This window comes from Hungatella hominis (assembly GCF_014288005.1).
GTDB classification, from domain to species: Bacteria; Bacillota; Clostridia; order Lachnospirales; family Lachnospiraceae; genus Hungatella; species Hungatella effluvii.
In genome coordinates this window covers 18,229-37,701 of record NZ_JACOPB010000030.1, presented here as the reverse complement: position 1 = coordinate 37,701, position 19,473 = coordinate 18,229, and the positions used below count along the sequence as shown (strand labels likewise).

Annotated in this window: 16 protein-coding genes; 15 read left to right on the top strand and 1 reads right to left on the bottom strand. The window is 51.6% G+C overall.

What is annotated here, in order from left to right; genetic code table 11:
• Positions 1–126 precede the first annotated feature (126 nt).
• The 10 genes from H8S75_RS33195 to H8S75_RS30700 all read left to right on the top strand — a co-directional run bounded on the left by H8S75_RS33195 (position 127) and on the right by H8S75_RS30700 (position 10,605).
• Positions 127–618 carry a 4Fe-4S binding protein gene (locus H8S75_RS33195; protein WP_187024734.1) on the top strand — a complete coding sequence of 164 codons (492 nt, stop codon included), beginning with the start codon at positions 127–129 and terminating at the stop codon, positions 616–618.
• A 96-nt stretch (positions 619–714) separates the two neighbouring features.
• Positions 715–1,737 carry an aldo/keto reductase gene (locus H8S75_RS30740; protein ID WP_187024733.1) on the top strand — a complete coding sequence of 341 codons (1,023 nt, stop codon included), beginning with the start codon at positions 715–717 and terminating at the stop codon, positions 1,735–1,737.
• Positions 1,738–1,829: 92 nt separating this feature from the next.
• Positions 1,830–2,477, top strand: a complete 648-nt coding sequence (locus tag H8S75_RS30735; protein ID WP_187024732.1) for a peptidylprolyl isomerase — start codon at positions 1,830–1,832, stop codon at positions 2,475–2,477.
• Positions 2,478–2,791: 314 nt separating this feature from the next.
• Positions 2,792–4,339, top strand: coding sequence for a helix-turn-helix domain-containing protein (locus H8S75_RS30730; RefSeq protein WP_187024731.1), 1,548 nt, complete (start codon positions 2,792–2,794; stop codon positions 4,337–4,339).
• Positions 4,340–4,474: 135 nt separating this feature from the next.
• Complete coding sequence (locus tag H8S75_RS30725; protein WP_432764214.1) at positions 4,475–5,887, top strand: L,D-transpeptidase family protein; 1,413 nt, start codon at positions 4,475–4,477, stop codon at positions 5,885–5,887.
• Between the two features lie 312 nt (positions 5,888–6,199).
• On the top strand, positions 6,200–6,964 hold the full coding sequence (locus tag H8S75_RS30720) for a nucleoside phosphorylase (RefSeq protein ID WP_187024729.1): 765 nt from the start codon (positions 6,200–6,202) through the stop codon (positions 6,962–6,964).
• The gene (locus H8S75_RS30715) at positions 6,957–7,559 is read left to right on the top strand and encodes an ECF transporter S component (RefSeq protein WP_187024728.1); all 603 of its coding nucleotides are present in this window, start codon (positions 6,957–6,959) and stop codon (positions 7,557–7,559) included. The genes H8S75_RS30720 and H8S75_RS30715 overlap by 8 nt, the downstream gene beginning before the upstream one ends.
• A gap of 33 nt (positions 7,560–7,592) precedes the next feature.
• Positions 7,593–8,366, top strand: coding sequence for an energy-coupling factor transporter transmembrane component T family protein (locus H8S75_RS30710; RefSeq protein WP_025529967.1), 774 nt, complete (start codon positions 7,593–7,595; stop codon positions 8,364–8,366).
• A complete protein-coding gene (locus H8S75_RS30705; protein WP_187024727.1) occupies positions 8,357–10,078 on the top strand; it encodes an ABC transporter ATP-binding protein in 1,722 nt (573 codons plus the stop codon). Before H8S75_RS30710 ends, H8S75_RS30705 begins: the two co-directional genes overlap by 10 nt.
• Positions 10,078–10,605, top strand: coding sequence for a transcription repressor NadR (locus H8S75_RS30700; protein ID WP_117632029.1), 528 nt, complete (start codon positions 10,078–10,080; stop codon positions 10,603–10,605). Before H8S75_RS30705 ends, H8S75_RS30700 begins: the two co-directional genes overlap by 1 nt.
• Positions 10,606–10,645: 40 nt before the next feature.
• On the opposite strand, the gene H8S75_RS30695 is transcribed toward H8S75_RS30700, so the two are convergent.
• On the bottom strand, positions 10,646–11,143 hold the full coding sequence (locus H8S75_RS30695) for a hypothetical protein (protein WP_002602612.1): 498 nt from the start codon (positions 11,141–11,143) through the stop codon (positions 10,646–10,648).
• A gap of 269 nt (positions 11,144–11,412) precedes the next feature.
• Here H8S75_RS30695 and H8S75_RS30690 point away from each other — a divergent pair, with 269 nt between their 5' ends.
• The 5 genes from H8S75_RS30690 (at position 11,413) to H8S75_RS30670 (ending at position 19,298) form a co-directional block, all read left to right on the top strand.
• Positions 11,413–12,333 carry a DegV family protein gene (locus tag H8S75_RS30690; RefSeq protein ID WP_187024726.1) on the top strand — a complete coding sequence of 307 codons (921 nt, stop codon included), beginning with the start codon at positions 11,413–11,415 and terminating at the stop codon, positions 12,331–12,333.
• A complete protein-coding gene (locus H8S75_RS30685) occupies positions 12,330–12,920 on the top strand; it encodes a hypothetical protein (RefSeq protein WP_187024725.1) in 591 nt (196 codons plus the stop codon). Before H8S75_RS30690 ends, H8S75_RS30685 begins: the two co-directional genes overlap by 4 nt.
• Entirely contained in the window at positions 12,910–14,568 is a 1,659-nt protein-coding gene (locus tag H8S75_RS30680; protein ID WP_187024724.1) for a GH3 family acyl-acid amido synthetase, read from the top strand. The genes H8S75_RS30685 and H8S75_RS30680 overlap by 11 nt, the downstream gene beginning before the upstream one ends.
• On the top strand, positions 14,561–17,080 hold the full coding sequence (locus H8S75_RS30675) for an HD domain-containing phosphohydrolase (protein WP_187024723.1): 2,520 nt from the start codon (positions 14,561–14,563) through the stop codon (positions 17,078–17,080). Before H8S75_RS30680 ends, H8S75_RS30675 begins: the two co-directional genes overlap by 8 nt.
• 481 nt (positions 17,081–17,561) lie before the next feature.
• Entirely contained in the window at positions 17,562–19,298 is a 1,737-nt protein-coding gene (locus H8S75_RS30670) for a L,D-transpeptidase family protein (protein ID WP_187024722.1), read from the top strand.
• The last annotated feature ends 175 nt before the right edge of the window (positions 19,299–19,473 follow it).

Below are 19,473 nucleotides of genomic sequence, written 5' to 3'. Positions count from 1 at the left end.
TAATTATTAGCAATAACCTCTGATGGAGGGAGAGCCTCTCCTTCAGTTATTCATTAGAACAGATACCGTAACTATTAACTTGTAGTCTTGATTGACTACACCATTATTATACTAGGAGGTAAGTATATGCATGCAGTAAGAAATATCAGATTATGTACAAAAGACTGTCTCTGCCTTTACGTCTGTCCGACCGGGGCAACCGATACGGAGACCGGCCAGGTGGATGCCTCCAAATGCATCGGATGCGGAATCTGCGCCAATGCCTGTCCGTCGGGAGCCATTTCCATGGTGCCGGAGAAATATCCCCCTCAGCAGAAGAAAGAAGAGAGGACAAGAGAACAATTAAATAAGCTGGCGGTCAGCAAGGTGAAGCAGGAAGCTATGGCCGCGGCAATTGGCCGCAAGACACCGGATCCGATAGTGAAGCAGTTTGCCGCAGCTTTGGAGCGGTCCAACCGGCTGATGGCAGAGGACTTATACCGCGAGGCGGGATATATGCTTCCTCAGAGCCGGAATACCCATGAGCTGCTTTCGTCCATGGTGTCAGATAAGCTCCCGGCAGACTTCCCGAAGGACGCGGCGGAGAGGCTGCTGGAACTGCTTAATGTGAATGATTGAGATTTTATTCTGAAAAATGTACCCTTGGCCATAACAGTGTGATACAATTTATAGAAATGAAACAGAATCTATTTGTATACAAAGGAGAGAGTGGATATGGCGGAGGTAACACTGGGAAGAACCATGATTACGGTGAACAAGAACGGCTTCGGTGCGCTGCCGGTTCAGAGGGTTTCGGTGGAAGAGGCGGGGAGGCTGTTAAAAAAGGCGTTTGATCATGGAATTACATTTTTCGATACGGCCAGGGCCTACAGTGACAGTGAGGAAAAGCTGGGACTGGCTTTTGAGGGGATTCGTGAAAAGATATTCATTGCCACGAAGACAGCGGCAAAAACGGCGGAGGAGTTCCGGCGGGATTTAGAGGAGAGCCTGCGGCTTCTGAAGACGGATTACATAGATCTTTACCAGTTTCATAATCCGGCAGTCTGTCCGAAGCCGGGAGACGGCAGCGGACTTTACGAGGCGATGCTGGAGGCAAGGGAGAACGGGACGATCCGTCACATCGGCATTACTAACCATAGGCTGAATGTGGCGGCCGAGGCTGTCGCATCGGGTCTTTATGAGACGCTGCAGTTTCCATTTTCCTATCTGGCGTCTGAAAAGGAACTGGAGCTGGTGGAAGCGTGCAGGAAGGCGGACATGGGATTTATCGCGATGAAGGCGCTGTCAGGAGGACTCATCACCAATTCCGCCGCGGCCTATGCCTATCTGGCAAAGTTCGATCATGTGCTGCCTATCTGGGGAATCCAGCGGGAAAATGAACTCGATGAATTTCTGTCCTACATCGGGAATCCGCCAGTAATGACAGCGGAACTGGAGGCGGTAATCGAACACGACAGAAAGGAACTGCTCGGGGAGTTCTGCCGCGGCTGCGGATACTGTATGCCGTGTCCCGCCGAGATCGAGATCAACACATGCGCCCGGATGTCGCTCCTGATCCGCCGGTCGCCTTCTGCGGGCCATTTAACGGAGGCGTCACAGAATATGATGATGAAGATCAAGGACTGCCTGCACTGCGGCCAATGCAGCAGCAAATGTCCCTATGGCCTGGATACGCCGTCCCTTCTGGAGCGGAATCTAAAGGATTATGAGGAGATTCTGGGCGGAAAGGCTTACTAGGACACAAGAAATTCATTTGATATTTTTCCTATACGGCTTTATAATATGATACGTTAGCAGAGAACACGATATTATGACAGGAGAGATGAATTATGAAAAAACGTATCATGCTGCTTATGGTTCTGGCAGCGGCCGTACTGGCCGGATGTTCCGGAAAAGCGGGCGCGGCAGACCAGACAAAATCCGCCGCCGCCGCAGAGACATCTGCAGAGGAGACAAAAACAGACGAAGGTACTGCGGAAGCAGCGAAGCATCATGTAAAGATTCAGGTAAAGGACTACGGTACCATTTCAGTGGAACTCGACCCGACGTACGCCCCGATTACCGTCGAGAATTTTCTGTCTCTGGCGAAGTCCGGCTTCTATGACGGACTTACGTTTCACCGCATCATCGACGGCTTTATGATTCAGGGAGGAGATCCGCTGGGTACAGGGCTGGGCGGTTCCGATACCACCATTAAGGGTGAATTTTCCAGCAATGGAGTGGATAACCCGCTTTCCCATACACGCGGAGCCATTTCCATGGCGCGTTCCCAGGATAAGAACAGCGCAAGCTCCCAGTTCTTTATCGTACATCAGGACAGCCCCCACCTCGACGGTGATTACGCGGTGTTCGGCTACGTGACGGACGGGATGGATATCGTTGATAAGATCTGTGAGGACACGAAAGTGACAGACAGCAACGGAACGGTGGCAAAGGAAAATCAGCCGGTGATTGAGAGCATTGAAGTCGTAGACTGAGACGTAATTGGCAGAGTGAGACTCAAGCAGCAGGGAAGCCTTAAATTTGATTGGCTAACCTGCTGCTTTTTCAGATGAATACTCCCTTTAGAGTCATTTAATTGTCTGGATTCCATGGTTTCATATCAAATTCGGGTACACAGCAGGCGAAAATCCGTAATTCTACTGACAGTCGGTTGCTATATTTCCCCAAATTTTGTACACTGCACTTGCTGAATCACGACTGGAAAATGGTTCAGGCCTGTTGCACTCCACGAATCTGGCGTACAGCATTGTTCAGGCATGTTCTGATAAAGCAGGAAAAGAGGGAATTTATGGATAATGAGAAATTTGGGCAGTTTGTACGGTCCATGCGAAAAGAGAGACAGATGACACAGCAGCAGTTAGCAGAACGCCTCCATCTGACGGATAAAGCGGTATCTAAATGGGAGCGGGGGCTGAGCCTTCCGGATATATCAATGCTGGAGCATCTGGCAAGGGAGCTTGACGTCAGCGTGGTGGAACTTCTATGCGGGGAGAGGAAGGAGGAGAATATCCGGAAAGACGCCGTGGAAGAGCTTCTGGTGGACACTATGAGCGATTCCCTGAGAAAAGAGAAAAGGGTGCGAAGGCGCTGTTTCATACTTTTGGCCACCGTGATGGTTCTGGCTGTTCTGACTGTTTTCTATGGAAGGACCGTGATCAACTTTGCGCTGGACCGGTTTTCAGAAAAATTCGAGACGTCGTACCATACCAGCGAGTTCGAGATTGTGAGGAAGAGAGACCAGAAACCGGAGGGCTGTTTCATTTATAAAGAGCCTGCCGGACAGTTCAGGAACAACTATCATGTGATGGAGATCACAAGCGACGGAAGTATCCGGGAGTTGTTTATATTGGAAGAGACGGGGATGGATTTGGACCGGTCGCCCCTTCTTAAAATGGAAGATGACTGCCTTTACGTCCTGTTTGACGGCATGGACAACGAGGACCGGACGGAGCGGGTCTATCAGGGGTCTATCGGGGCGGATCCCCAGGGATTTCTGCCGCGTCTGTTCCGGTACGATTTTCAGTCGGGGCAGGTGAAGGCGGTGCCTTTGCCCGATGAGAAGCACTCACTTCTCATAGATGCATTTACGTATCAAGGAGAACCTGCGGCCGTCACGCAGAAGTTCAAGGGGCTGCTGTTCGGCATCAATCTGGGATTTTATAAAGGAGACCGGCTCTGTATATCGGCAATGGATGCCGCGGATGGGCAGCAGGGGACTTCTGTGCAGTGGAACCAATACTTTGAAAATCTGACAAAGGACGGCGGGATCCGGTCAGCCGGATGGCTGGATGGGGACTCCTACTATCTCGCAGCTCCAGACGGAATCAGGGAGCTGGATCTCAAGTCAGGAGGTACAAAACTGGTGAAGGAGATGGATCTGCGGCTCTGCGGGCGCGCGGAGCTTAAGAAGACGGCGCTGCCGGAAGGCCCGGAATGGGCGGTAGTATGTTCCATGGCGGAAACGGTGGGGGAGTATGGCTATCCGCAGGAATGGAAGACGGTTGTCCTGGGGTTGGACGAGTCTTTTGAATCTATGGGCCAAGTGGAACTGCCTCTGTATGCGTCTGCCGTGGAATGGGGGAAAACCAGCGTTATGATATCCGACGGGGGAGAGGAGTTTCAGAGTATACTGGTGGACTTAAAGTCCATGACGGGCCAGGAGGCGGTCCGCGCCGGACGCGGGGAACTGAAGAGCAGCCTGTATGGAGCATCCTGGCAGCAGAGGAATCCGTACCGGACAGATGCGCTGGAGGAAAGTACCATTCAGTGGGTCTATTTGGAGGGCAGCGGGGAGTACCGTCTGTCCGGGACGGAAAAGGGAATAAAAGAGAAATAAAATATTAAGTAATTCTTACATTTAAAAAAGGGGTTGTACTTTTACCCCATATGGTGTTAAGGTATAGAAAGAGCAGACGGCGGTAGTTTTTAACCGGACGGCGCTCAATTCTTAAAAGGTTTTAAGGTAAGGTGAATGAGTATCAGAATGAAGAAAACAGGAATGCTTGTAAGAGGTGCCCTGCTGGCGGCAGTATTTATCGTAATGTCGGCACAGGCTGTACTGGCAGATGACACGACCAGATTCGTACCGGGAACAAAGGTAAACGGCATCGGGATCGGCGGACTTACCGTGGATGAAGCGAAAACACAGATAGAAGGCTTTTACAGTGCAGATTACAAGTTGACGATAAAGGAGAAGGATGGTAAGACTGAGACTTTAAAGGGCGGCGACGTCGGATACAAGGCGGCGGCCCCGGAAGGACTCTCGGACATTCTCGACGAACAGAACGCCTCGGGGCGTGTGTCCGGACCTTCGGCGGACAATTCCCACAGCGTGAATATGAGCGTACAGTTTGATGAAGGAACTCTGACGAATGCGGTGAATGGACTTTCCTGTATCAGCGGGTCAGATATCGTAGTGACACAGAATGCCCATATTACGGCATATCAGGAGGGAACTCCCTTTACGATTATCCCGGAGGTGCAGGGGAACAACGTGGATAAGGAAAAGGTTCTGGCTCTTATCAGGGAAGCTGTGAAATCAGGCAGCAGTGAATTGGATTTAGTTGCAACCGGCTGTTATGTGACTGTCAGTGTAACCGCAGAGGACGCGGCGCTTAAGGATCTCTGCGACACCATGAACCGGTGCAGGGACATGGTTATTACGTATCAGTTTGGAGAGCAGACAATAAAGCTCGAAGGTGAAACTATCTGTACCTGGATTCTCGGAAGCACCCAGGATGGACTTGTGGATGTGAATTACGACAAGGCCGCGGCGTTTGTAAAATCCATGGCAGATCAGTTTGATACGGCCGGAAAGACGCGGGCATTCCATACGACAACGGGAAAAGATTTGAATCTTACCGGCCCCTATGGATGGCAGATTGACCAGGCGGGCGAGACGGCATCGCTGATCGCCATGATCCGGACCGGACAGAGCCAGTTAAGGGAACCATTATACAGCAAGAAGGCCCAGGACAGGACCACGGACTGGGGAAAGACGTATGTGGAGATTGATTTGACGAACCAGCATGTCTACATGTATCAGGATGGGAATCTGGCCTGGGATGCGCCCTGTGTGACGGGGAATGTATCCAAGAATTATACGACTCCGGAGGGGATCTACAGTCTGACCTATAAGCAGACGGACAGAGTGCTCCGCGGCGAGAAGAAGGCAGATGGCACATACGAGTATGAGAGCCATGTGGATTACTGGATGCCGTTTAACGGAGGCATCGGACTCCATGATGCCAGCTGGCGAAGCAAATTCGGCGGCACTATTTACCAGTACGGCGGAAGCCATGGCTGTATCAATCTGCCTTCGGGAAAGGCTAAGACTCTTTACGATATGGTTTACACCGGCATACCGGTTATCTGTTATAATTAGTTGAGTAGAATATTTTTTATAATATTAAAAAAAGTCCGGGCCTGCCGGACACGCTGACGGTCGGCGTGTTTGGCAGGCCCGGACTCTTTATTCTGCCTCGCGGCATTCCGCCGAACGCAGGTAAGAGAATCTCAAAGAATGAACTGTCTTGTCAGCTGCCATTTTGATTGACAAGACAGATGGATTATGGTAAATTTAAACAAAAGGGCAGTACTGTTTTTGGCGAAAGTGTCAGAGTGATGAAGGAAGTACAGCCATTTCTGAACGTGATAACAGATAACAGAAATGAGAAATAAGAAGGGAGATGGGAACATGGATGAGATCATGCCTCATATCAGGCTGTCAAGGGAACAGGCCGCGGACTATGTGCTTCTGCCCGGGGACCCGCAGAGGCTGGACCGGATTGCGGAGTGCCTTGAAGAGGCGGAAGAACTGGCTTATAACAGGGAATACCGGAGCCTGAGAGGCGTCTACAAGGGCGTTTCGGTTATGGCGGTATCCACGGGGATCGGCGGAGCGTCCACCACCATAGCGGTGGAGGAGCTGGCGAGAATCGGTGCGAAGGCGATGATCAGGATCGGAAGCTGCGGTGCTTTAAAAAAGGGGATCCGGCTGGGGGACTTAATTCTCGTAAACGGCGCCGTGCGGGATGACGGTGCCTCGGTCACGTATGTGGACAGTATTTACCCGGCCATACCGGACACGGAACTGTTAGTGGCATGTATGGAGAGCGCAGAGGAGCTGGGAGCGAAGACCCATGTGGGAATCGCCAGGAGCCATGACAGCTTTTATATCGATGACGAGGAGGCGGTCAGCACCTACTGGGGAGAGAGGGGCGTGCTCGGCTCCGATATGGAGACGGCGGCGCTGTTTGTCGTCGGAAGGCTGCGGGGCGTGAGGACGGCCTCGATCTTAAACACGGTCGTGGAGTGGGAGGATTCTCTGGAGGAGAACATTAACAGCTATACAGGCGGAGAGTCCGCCATGATGCAGGGGGAACGGATGGAGATTCTTACAGCGCTTGAAGCGTTTGTACGAATAGATAAAAACAAACAGGGAGGCAATTCGTATGAGTAATATTTTTAAAACCAAATTGAATGCAGCATGTATCGTTCTGATTCCGGCCTGTATCGGAATCAACTATTTAGGGAAGCTGTTCGCGTCAGTCCTAAAGCTGCCGTTATGGCTGGATTCCATCGGAACCTGTATCGGCGCGGTGCTGGGAGGTCCGATCATCGGAGGAATCTGCGGCGCGGCGAACAACTTAATCTACGGCTTTACCACAGGCGATTCCATCACCCTGGTCTATGCGCTGACCAGCCTCGGTATCGGCGTTTCTGTCGGAATCATGGCAAGGCTCGGACGCATGAAGAAGCTTTCCGGCGCTGTTTTAACGGCATGCGTGGCCGGATTTGTGGCAGTTCTCATCTCCACACCGCTCAACATCCTGTTCTGGGGCGGTACTACCGGCAACCTCTGGGGCGACGCAGTATTCGCATGGTCTCAGGCTTCCGGCCTTCCGGTAGCTCTGGGCTCCTTCCTGGACGAGGTGATTGTCGATGTTCCGGATAAGCTGATCACACTGTTAATTGTGTTTGCCATTATCAAGGGACTGCCGAAGAAGCTGACCTCCCTCTATGAGATGGGCGATGAGGTGGAAAGCCTCGATTAATCATGAAATTTTAAATGAAGGATGGAGCGTTTTATGAAAAGTATCAGCCTTTTTGTGGACAAAGATACGTATTTGACCAGGCTGCATCCCTTTGCCAAGATGCTTTACATCGTGGCGGCCATCAGTGTGCCCTTAATCACGGGCACACTGTGGATGTTCGGCGTGTTTATCGCAGTCAGCCTGGGACTGCTCATCAGCGGAAAAATCATTAAAAAGGTCTTTCCGCTGATCGCTTTTTCGTTTACCATCATCATCACGGTCTTTCTGATCCACGGTCTGTTCAACAGGGAGAATCAGAATGTCCTGGCGGCCTTAGGGCCGCTTAAGTTCTATAAGGAAGGGCTTCTCTACGCTTCCAGGATCGGGCTTAACATCTTAAACATGCTTCTGGCTTTCGCCATGTTTGTGCTGACTACGAAGCCGGCCACTCTGGTGGATGATTTAGAGCAGGCGGGCTTTTCCCCGCGTTTCGGATATATGATCAGTTCCGTGTTTCAAATTATTCCGCAGATGATGGGAACGATGAATACCATCATGGATGCACAGCGGAGCAGAGGGATGGAGACGGAAGGAAGCCTGTTCGTGAGGGCGAAGGCATTTATCCCGCTGATCTCTCCGGTGGTAAGCAGCTCTCTCATCAATACCAGGGAGAGGGCCATCGCGCTGGAGGTGCGGGGCTTTGATTCGAAGACAAAGAAGACATTTTTAAGCGATCACAAGATCAAGGGGCGCGACAGGGCATTTATGGTTCTGATGGTCCTCCTGATTGCAGGTTCTATCGTATGGAGGGTGATAAGATGGCTCTGATTGAAGTGACAAATTTGAAATACCGTTACCCTCATACGGAAAAGCTGGCGCTGGACGGCCTTGAATTTCAGGTCGAAAAGGGCAGCTTTATCGGGATTGTCGGTGAAAACAAGGCTGGCAAGAGCACACTCTGTCAGGCTCTTGTTGGCCTTGTACCCACGATGTTCAAGGGCGCTTATGGCGGTAAGATCGTGATCGACGGGCAGGAAGCGGCCAAAACACCGGTGGCGCTGCTGTGTCAGAAGGTGGGACTGATCTTTCAGAATCCATTTAACCAGCTTTCCGGGGCGAAGGATACGGTATTTGGAGAAATTGCCTTCGGCCTGCAGAATTTAGGCGTGCCGCGGGAGGAGATCGTGCGCCGGGTGGAAGAGAATTTAAGACTGCTCGACATCGAACAGTACCGCGACAGGAACCCCTTCGATTTATCGGGAGGACAGACGCAGAGAGTCGCTATCGCCAGCATTCTGGCCATGCAGCCGGAGATTATCGTGCTCGACGAACCGACCTCCCAGCTGGATCCTCAGGGAAGCGAGGAGGTGTTCCGGGTGGTGGATAAGCTGTCCAAAACCGGAATTACCATCATTATGGTGGAGCATAAGATGGAAAAACTGGCCTCCTACTGCGATAAAATCCTGCTTCTCCACGATGGGAAACAAGTTGCGTACGATACGCCGGAGAAGATATTCTCCAGAGATGACTTAGAAGAACTGGGCGTGGAAGCGCCGGTGTTTACAAGAGTCTGCCGGAAGCTTTCCGTGTGCAGAAAAGAGGAGGGAAAGCGCCTCTATCCGGTGACGATGGAGCAGACCATGGCCTTGCGGGATCAGTTTCCGGCGGGGTTAATCGGAAAGAGAGTGGGGGCAGAAGGGCTGCCGGCTGCCGCCGACAGAATGTCCGGGGAAATCTTCCGTATAAAGGACCTGTCGTTCCACTATCTGGAGCATGTGTCTGTTTTGGAAGGCCTTGCCATGGAACTGGATACGAGACCCACTGCGGTGATTGGCCAGAACGGTGCCGGCAAGACGACGCTGGTCAAGCTGTTAAAGGGGCTTTTGAAGCCGGTTTCCGGGTCAATCCTGTTTGGTAATGAGGATATCTCGGAGCGGACGGTGGCGCAGCTGGCCGGCAGTGTGGGGTATGTATTCCAGAATCCGGATGACCAGATCTTTAAAAACCGTGTGATGGACGAAGTCATGGTGGGCCCCCTTAATATCGGCATGAGCCGGGAGGCGGCGGAAAAGCGGGCAAGAGAAGCCCTTTCCATGGTAGGACTCTTAGATGCGGCGGAAGAAAATCCCTATGATCTGGATTTATCGGAGCGGAAAATGGTGGCAATCGCGTCTGTTGTGGCCATGGATACACAGGTCCTGATTCTGGATGAGCCGACCATTGCCCAGGATGCCAGAGGACGCGCAGTCATAGGATCAATTGTAAGAAAACTGAGTGATTCCGGAAAGTTTGTGCTGGCGATTCTCCATGATATGGATTTCGTGGCGGAGTATTTTGAGCGGGTTATCGTGATGGCACACGGAAAGGTGCTGGCCGATGGACCGAAGGAGTCCGTATTTTATGAGGTAGACGCCCTGGCGGCTGCAAAGCTGGAACAGCCCCACACAGCGGCCCTCTGCCGGAAACTGGGGTATGAGGGGGCATTTATGACAGTGAATGATATAAACGACAGAAAAGATGGGACTGGGGAACAGGAGTGATGGATCGAGTGGACGGAGATAAGAGAAGACAGCAGATCATGGAGATACTGAATCAGGAGACGTCTCCCGTGTCCGGAGCGGAGCTGGCGAAGCGGGCGGGAGTGAGCCGCCAGGTCGTGGTTCAGGATATCGCCCTTCTGCGGGCCGAGAATAAGGAAATCATGTCCACAAATAAGGGCTATGTTCTCTATAAACCCCAGCAGGGGGCAGAGAAGGCGCGCGTCCGCGTCTTCCGGGTGAATCACGATACGGAGCATATGCTGGACGAGCTTCAGACGATCGTGGATTACGGAGGAAGAATTCTGGACGTATCTATTGAACACGCACTCTACGGCCAGATCAGTGTGGATTTAATTATCAACAACCGGCTGGATGCGCTGGAATTCGTGAATCAGATGGCGATGAGCAGGGATCAGCCGTTAAAGGCCCTGACCGGCGGCTGCCATTACCACACGGTGGCCGCGGATTCGGAAAAGAATCTGGATATGATAGAGATGGAGCTCCAAAGAAAGGGATATCTGGTCTAGACCGGATATCCCTTTTTGACGGCCGGCGGCAGCCTTCAGGCTATTCGCTGCAGAATACAATGATCTTTTCCGGCGTGGTCATGGCCGGGATGCTGCGCGTGGTGGTACTGTAGAGTACCAGCAGGTAGTGATTCGCCGGTGTGCCGTAGTAGATCTGTCCGTTGGCCATAAGTACTTCGGTCCCGCCTCTTTCCGACAGGTTTAATTTGAGTGTCGCATCTGAATTAACCAGATTTTCGTCAAAATAGTCGAAGGCGGCAAAGAGGCCGTCATCCGTCTCTGCAATCAGGACTGCGTGATAGCGGGGCGGATAAATGAGTGGGGTGGGGACCGAACTGTCATAGAATGCGACAATGGGGTCTCCGGGCTTTAACGTCTCCTGGCCTTCCACATAGGTGAGGGGGGTGACAGTAAAGGTAACAGGGCCGATATCCTGCGTCATGACGAAAAATAAAAGGGTGCAGTCCTGCGTGCCGTCTGCTGTCTGCATGGGGGTGATGGAGGTGATGGTTCCATAAACCGGTGTAAACTGTGCCATGTGATATTCCTTATGCATACACTTTCTATTTATCATATGAAAGGGGACGGCGATGCGTGAAACGGAATAAATATGAAAAAATTTCAGGTTACAAAAATATTTAGAAAATATCTAAAAATAGCGAAATGTGACTAAAATTTTGTCAGATATCGAGTAAATTACAATGGACAGGTTGTGATAGGTTTAGTATAATGGAAGTGTCGCGTAAATATTTTCAGTCTTTTTGTGAGATGCGTGACAGCTGTATACGGAGGAGAGGAGAATCAGACATGGAAAACAGCAGGTTTGCAGTGATCAGTGACAGCTCCTGTGATTTACCCGATGAGCTGACTGCAGCGAAGGAGATCACGGTGGTGCCGTTCTATGTTTCTTTTGACGGAGAAACCTATAAAAAAGAGGGAACGGAAATCGGCATCCGCGAATTTTACCGGGAGATGGTGGAGCAGCCCGGTGTATATCCCAAATCTTCCATGCCGTCGATCCAGGATTATGTCGACGTATTTCAGCCGTTTGCACAGGCGCACATTCCTGTTCTGTGTATCTGCATCACGACGAAATTCAGCGGTTCCATGCAGTCCGCGCTGAATGCGAAGGAGATGGTGCTGAGCCAGTATGAGGATGCGCAGATTGAAGTGATAGACGCAACCGTGAACACCGTACTTCAGGGGCTTTTTGTGCTGGAGGCCGTCTCGATGAGAGAGGAAGGGATGACCCTTTCGGAGGCCGTGGCGGCACTCGACGAGATCAAGGAGAGCGGCCGGATTTTCTTTACGATCGGAAGCATGGATTATCTGCAGCACGGCGGAAGAATTGGGAAAGTGGCCGGAGCTGCGGCTTCTGTGCTGGGGATCAGGCCCATCATTACCCTGAAGCAGGGAGAGATATTTCCAAGCGGAATATCGAGGAGCAGGAGAAAATCGATCGATAAGGTGATCGTTCTTTTGCTCGATTATTTGAAGGAAAACGGGCGGCCCATAAGCAGCTACCGGTTTACCATAGGCTTTGGCTATGACCGTGAAGAGGCGGTTTTATTTAAGGAACAGGTGCTTTCAGCGCTCAGAACCGGGGGGTATGAGATGGAAGATGCCTGGATCAACCAGATTGGTGCGACGATTGCCGTTCACACGGGGCCGTATCCGCTGGGAATCGGAATTATCAGACGTCATAAAAAAGAAAGGCAGGGAGAATGAGTTATCTTGCAGCAGGCGTGATTGCTTTTGGTATGTTTTTACTCTATGATCTGAACAGCTTTACCTGGAAAAACCGCATTCTGCACACCTTTTTCCTGATCGGGAACGTGATTCTGCTGGCGTCTACGGCCGCCTGTTTCATCACACTGATCCGGGCGTACGGAGCGCCGGTCTGGAGAATTGTGATTTTTGGTGCGCTGGCCGTGAGCCAGGCAGCACTGCTGATCTACACACTGTTTTTTGCATTGCCGTTTGAGAAAACGTATACCAGGCTGGAAGAAAACCCGCCAGTGTACACAGAGGGCGTTTATTCCCTCTGCAGACACCCGGGGGTGGTGTGGTTTTTCTTTCTGTATCTCTTTCTCGCCCTCTTAACCGGGCAGAGACTGATGATGGCTGTGTGTATCTGTTACAGTGGGCTCAATGTTTTGTATGTCTGGTTTCAGGACCGGGTTACATTTAAAAGAACGCTTTCAGGCTATGAGGCGTATCAGAGGGAAACGCCATTTCTGATACCCACCGGAAAGAGTATCAGCAAATGTGTCGGGTACTTCCGGACAATGGAGGAGGACGGGGATGAAATTTGAAGAAAAACTGAAGGAGCGTAAGGATTGGGAGCTCTGGAAGGAATACTGCGGTTTTCTGGATTTAACCATAGATGAGTTTATGGCGATTCAGAACCGGCTTATGCTGGAACAAATTCGTAAATGGAGGGCCAGCGGGATCGGTAAGACGATTTTGAAGGGCAGGAATCCGGAGACGATCGAAGAGTTCCGGAAAATGGTGCCATTAACCTCTTATGAAGACTATGCGGACAGTCTGTCCTTAAAGGACAAATCCATACTTCCGGACGATCCTGTGGTTTGGATTCAGACGACGTGGGAGGGCGGAAGGCATACGATCAAGCTGGCTCCCTATACCCGGAGCATGCTGGAGACGTACCAGAATAACATGCTTGGCTGTCTGATGCTGTCCACCAGCAGCGGGCGGGGAGACTTCGATGTCAATCCGAAGGATACCATTCTCTACGCGCTTGCACCACTTCCCTATGCGACGGGAATCTTCCCTCTGCTTCTCAACGATGCGATCAGCATCGAATTTCTTCCACCGGTCAAGGAAGCCCAGAAGATGTCGTTCAGTGAACGGAATAAAAAGGGCTTTAAAATGGGCTTAAAGAAAGGGATTGACTTCTTTTTTGGCGTCGGAAGCGTCACGTATTACGTCAGTCTCAGCATCGCGTCTCTCGGTTCCGGTCATAAAAGCGGAAGCGGTTCGGGAGGCGGAGACGGAAAAAAGAAGATTTCCATCAGTCCTGCTATGGTGGTCCGGCTGCTTAAGGCGAAGCATCTATGCAGGAAAGAGGGGAGAGACTTACTTCCAAAGGATTTGTTCCGTCTGAAGGGTTTTATGTGCGCCGGAACGGACAACCGCCTCTACCGTGACGATTTGGAGAAGCTGTGGGGCGTGCGCCCCATGGAGATATTTGCCGGAACGGAGCCGACGTGTATCGGAACGGAGATCTGGAGCCGGGACGGCATGTACTTTTTCCCGGATGCCTGCTTTTATGAGTTCATCCCGGAAAAGGAGATGGAGCGGAGTCTGGCGGATCCCTCCTATGAACCGCGTACCTGCCTCATGAACGAGGTGGAGGAGGGCGAGAAGTACGAGCTTGTGATCTCGGTGCTGAAGGGCGGCGTCTTCATGCGTTACCGTGTGGGGGATGTCTATCGATGCATCGCCCTGGAAAATGAGCGGGATCAGGTTCGATTCCCCAGATTCGAATACATAGACCGGATTCCAACGGTGATTGATATCGCCGGATTTACAAGAATCACGGAGAATTCCATCGGCCGGGTCATCGGCCTGTCCGGACTGAAGGTGAAGGACTGGGCGGCGGCCAAGGAGATTACGGAGAATAAGCGGCCATTTCTGCACATGTATGTGGAGATGGAGCCGGAGTGCCTGTTTTCATCTGCCGTAACCGTCAACATATTAAAGGAGCACATGGGGGTCTATTTCAAATACGTCGACGAGGACTATAAGGACTTGAAGAAGATACTCGGAATCGACCCTCTGGAGATCACGATCCTGCGGTGCGGTACGTTTGATACGTATTACCGCGGGGGCAAGGAGAAGATGCGGCGGATCAATCCTACCCAGTATGAGATCGGAGAGCTTTTAAAGAGTCAGGAACTGGTTTCCGCTTTTGGAAGGAGGCCTGAGAGAAGTGTATAACTACTCATTTATCTCTGTGACGGCTCTGTTTTGCTACATGATCTTATTTGTGGCGTTCATGGCCGCGCAGAAGACGAAAATCATCCACTCATTTCTGGTAGTGCTGGCCGCGTTTTTACTGTGGACAGGCGGTTCTCTCGCCATGCGTATGGAGCTGTGGCCGGGAGTGGAATTCTGGTTCCATTTTTCCATAGTGGGCCTGATTATTCTGCCCTTTACGTTTTTTAACTTTATCTATGCGCTGGTGGATTCGGATGACACCATCCTGTGGTGGTCGTGGTTCATACTGGCGGTGATTAATAATGTGGCCAACATCAAATGGGGCTTCTATATTCCATGCCCGGAAGTGATAAGGCTGGCTAACGGATCTGCCGGATTCGTGTACCATATCGGCTGGCCCATTATTATCCTGTTTATCACCATGTCGTTTCCGATCATCCATATGTTTTACCTGGTGCATAAGTCGTACAGGAAGAACACGGTGGAACGAAATCAGCTGAAGCCAATCTTTGCAGGAATCGTAATTCTGTTTATCGGCCATGCCGGAACTCTGGTGCCGGTGTTCCGCGGATTCCCGACAGATGTCCTTTCAGGCATCATTAACGCAGGATTCATGTTCTATGCATTATATAAAAAGCATTTATTCCGGCTGACACTCCTGGTTTCCAGAGGAGTGGTTTACGGAATCAGTACGTTGCTGGTGGCACTGCTGTTTGCCAATTACATCAATCCGCTCCAGGAGTTTATTCAGAGGAAGATGCCAGTATTTGCGGGAAGCAGCCTTCTGATCGTGGCGGTGTGCTTCGCGCTGGTTACGTTCTTGCTTTCATCGGTGGTGAAGACATTTATCGATATTCTGTTTACTAAGGGGGAACTGGTCCAGACGGAGAATTTAAAGAAATTCAGCACAGCAGTGTCAAAGAGCCTTGAGGTGGCAGATATCGTGGAGGAGATTTCGACGGTTATCCAGGAGACGCTGGCGGTAGAGACTATCTATATCTGTCTGGCCGACCAGGCGGGAAAGGATTATGAGACGGCGCACCGGTCCCGTCCCATCAGCGGCGTAAACATTACCATACGGGGGGACAACCCGATGGTGGAGTGGATGCGCCAGAACAGGCGGTGTATCCAGATATCGGAATTCCGCAGGACCGTGCTTTTTAAGTCCATGTGGGAGGAGGAGAAGCAGCTGATCCGGGAACTGGGAATCCAGTGCATGCTTCCGCTGCAGGATGAGGAAAGCCTGGCTGGAATCGTGCTTCTGGCCTCTAAAAAGAAGGGGAAATCCTACGGCTACGATGATTTGAATTTCCTGGAATCAGTCAGTTCCATAGCGTCTATCGCGGTCCGCAACTCCAGGCTGTATGAGAAGGCCTGCATGGAAGCCCGGACGGATGAGCTGACCGGGCTTTTAAACAGGAAGTATTTCTATGAGCTTTTGAATCAGCAGTATGAGAAGAAGCCGAACAGGGAGCTGGCTCTGATCATCATTAACATCGATGATTTTAAGCTGTATAACCAGCTCTACGGCATGAAGGAGGGGGACGCTGCCCTTCAGAATGCGGCGAAGATTATCAGCGCCACAGTGGGAGAGCGCGGTTATGTGGCCCGCTACAGCGGAAAGGAATTCGCGGCTGCGCTGCCTGATTTCGATGTGCTGGCGGCCAGGAATATCGCAGAATCTATACGGATGCAGATTTTAAATATGAACAAGAGGGCCACGGATTACGCCTTAAAGGTGTTGACTGTGAGCTGCGGGATCTGTACCATCCCATATTCAGCCAGCAATATCAAGCAGCTGGTGGAGAACGCGGACATGGCTGTATTTTCCGTGAAGCGGAAGGGGAAAAACGGCGTCATGGTCTATGACATCGGATCCCACATCGACGGAAATGCAAAGGGCGGTGAACCGCTGGTGAGAGAGGAGGTCTATACCTCGTACCAGTCTACCATCTATGCGCTGACCGCCGCCATTGACGCCAAGGACCATTATACCTTCAGCCATTCCAGGCATGTGGCAGAGTACGCGGGGATTCTGGCGGAAGAGTACGGCATGAGTGAAGACTTTATCGAGCTGGTGAGGGAGGCCGGGCTTCTCCATGATATCGGAAAGATCGGGATCCCGGAACATATTTTAAACAAGCCCGGAAGGCTGGAGCCGGAGGAGTATGAGACCATGAAGGGACATGTGGAAGCGGCTATTGGCATCATCCGGAACCTTCCGTCTCTGGATTACGTAATACCGGCTGTTATCGGCCACCATGAGCGGTATGACGGCAAGGGCTATCCAAGGGGAATCGCGGGAGAAGATATACCGCTCTCCGCAAGAATTCTCTGCATTGCGGATTCTTTTGACGCCATGGTGTCAAAAAGGTCCTACAAGGACCGCTGCTCCCTGGAATTTGCCATGGAGGAGATATTGAAACAGGCCGGAAGGCAGTTTGATCCGCAGCTGGCGCCGCTGTTCGTGGAGGCGGTCCAGAAGGGGAAAATCAAACCCGAAGAGGAGTAAGGGTGGCTTCGCGCACAGAAAGGTTCTTCCCCGCCTCCAGGTGCGTCCTGGCACAGGGGGAGTTGATATCCCGCGTCTGCCTTGCTTCCTGCTCGCCATAAAAATGAACGTGACTGTCGGACACATAATGCGTGTGTTCGCCAGTCACGTTCATTTTTATGACTAGTGCCTCCCGACATATTTACGCCGGGAGGCACTGGTATCCAGATGGCGGCACACTGGGATATCAACTCCCCCTGTGCCGGGACGCACCCGGAGGCGGGGAAGAACCTTTCTGTGCGCGAAGCTTTGAATTTAGAGAAGCGAAAAACGAAAAAGTAATAGTTGGAAGCGGGGGATTGAAAATAAAATTTGTTTTTATATGAGAGTGGATCGTAATAAAAATGTCATAAAATCTTATCAGAAAAAGGTTGGACATCATGCATGGCCATGCGTTATAATAAACACATTAACTAATTGCTAGTAAAGAGGTAGGAATTAAATGGAAAGAGAAAAACCACGCAGCAGAAAGAAAAAGCGGCTGGGCGTAAAGTTCTGGGCAGCTGTCTGCGGCGGTATCGCAGTGGCGGCGGCCGCCACGGTTACCGTGTTGTACATACAGACGGGAAAGCAGTATCGTACTGTGTTTTTCCCAAATACGACTATTAACGGCATTGATGCGTCGAAGAAGACTGTGGATGAAGTGAAGCAGCTGATCGCTTCGGGCATCGACGGATATACGTTGACCATCAAGGAGCGGGGCGGCGCAGAGGAAGTGATATCGGGCGATGAGATCGGCCTGGAATCGGTGTTTGACGGCAGCCTTGAGAGGCTTCTGGAGGAACAGGAGCCCAACGACTGGTTCCGCCATCGGAAGGCGACTCAGACTTTTGAGATCGATACTATGATCCAGTTTAGTGATGAGAAGCTTACGGGCGTGGTGGATGCGCTGAACTGCTTTGATGAGACGCAGGTGGTGAAACCACAGGATGCTGTGATGTCAGAGTATGTGTCAGGCCAGGGATATAGTGTGATTCCTGCAGTAGAGGGAAGCGAACTGGATAGAGACAAGGTGATGGCCGGTATCGCGGAGGCGGTAAACGGCTTACAGAGAGAGCTGTCCCTGGAGGAACTGGAGGCCTACGTGAAGCCGGGAGTTCCCAGTGAGGACGCAGAGCTCCTCGCCCGCGTGCAGGCGCTTAATAAATTTGTGAATGTCAGAGTGACATATACCTTTGGAGACAGTCGGGAGGTGCTGAGCGGCGATACTATCAAGGACTGGATCGGCATCGGTGACGATGGAAACGCTTATGTCAGCAGCGGAGCGGTCACGGAGTATGTGAAGAGTCTGGCCTCCAAATACGATACCTATAATAAGGCAAAAACTCTTAATACCTCCTACGGAAAGACCGTTAGGATTACGGGTGGAAGCTATGGCTGGAGAATCGACCAGTCCGCGGAGGCGGATGAACTGGCAGCTATAATCCGTTCAGGCGAGAGTCAGACGAGAGAACCGGTCTACAAGCAGAAGGCGGTCAGCCATGGGGCCAATGATTATGGCAGCACCTATGTGGAGATCAACTTGACGGCGCAGCACCTTTTCTATTATAAGGACGGCAGTCTTGTGGTGGAATCTGACTTTGTGTCGGGTAATGAAGCCAAGGGCTGGGCGACTCCGGCGGGAGTTTATCCCCTGACCTATAAGCAGAAGGACGCGGTTTTAAAGGGCGAAGATTATAAGACGCCGGTGGATTACTGGATGCCGTTTAACGGCGGGATCGGTCTCCATGATGCGACATGGCGTTCCAGCTTTGGAGGCACGCTGTATAAGAACGGCGGATCTCACGGCTGCGTCAACCTGCCTCATTCCGTAGCACAGAAGATATTTGAGAACATCTCGGCGGGGACTCCGGTACTCTGTTACCATCTGGAGGGAACCGAGTCGAAGACCACCTCAACACCGGCGGGCAAGCCAATACAGCCGACGACCGCGGCCCCGGAGACAACGGCGGCCACCACTCCGGCGGCTACTACCCCGGCAGCTACGACGGCGTCTCCCGAGACCACGGCCCCGTCTGAAGCTCCTGCGCCCAAGCCAACAGAGAGCCAGACCGCGGCCCCTACAAAGGCCCCGGAGACGGAAGCTTCGACTACGGCGGCTTCACCGGAGAGCGGAGAGAAGGGACCTGGAGTACCAACTGGGAGTTCAGGGAATAAAGAGATTGGACCGGGCGTTTGATGACGCCTAGCGGAAGATGGGACAAAGGGATTTATGCTGTGAAAACTTTCAGAGCATGAAGAAAGGACCTGTCAAAATCTGTCTCAAATTGAGACAGATTCCGGCCGGTCCTTTCTTATGTTATCGATCGGTTCACATCATCAACAATAAAACCATTTCGATACATGTGATTACA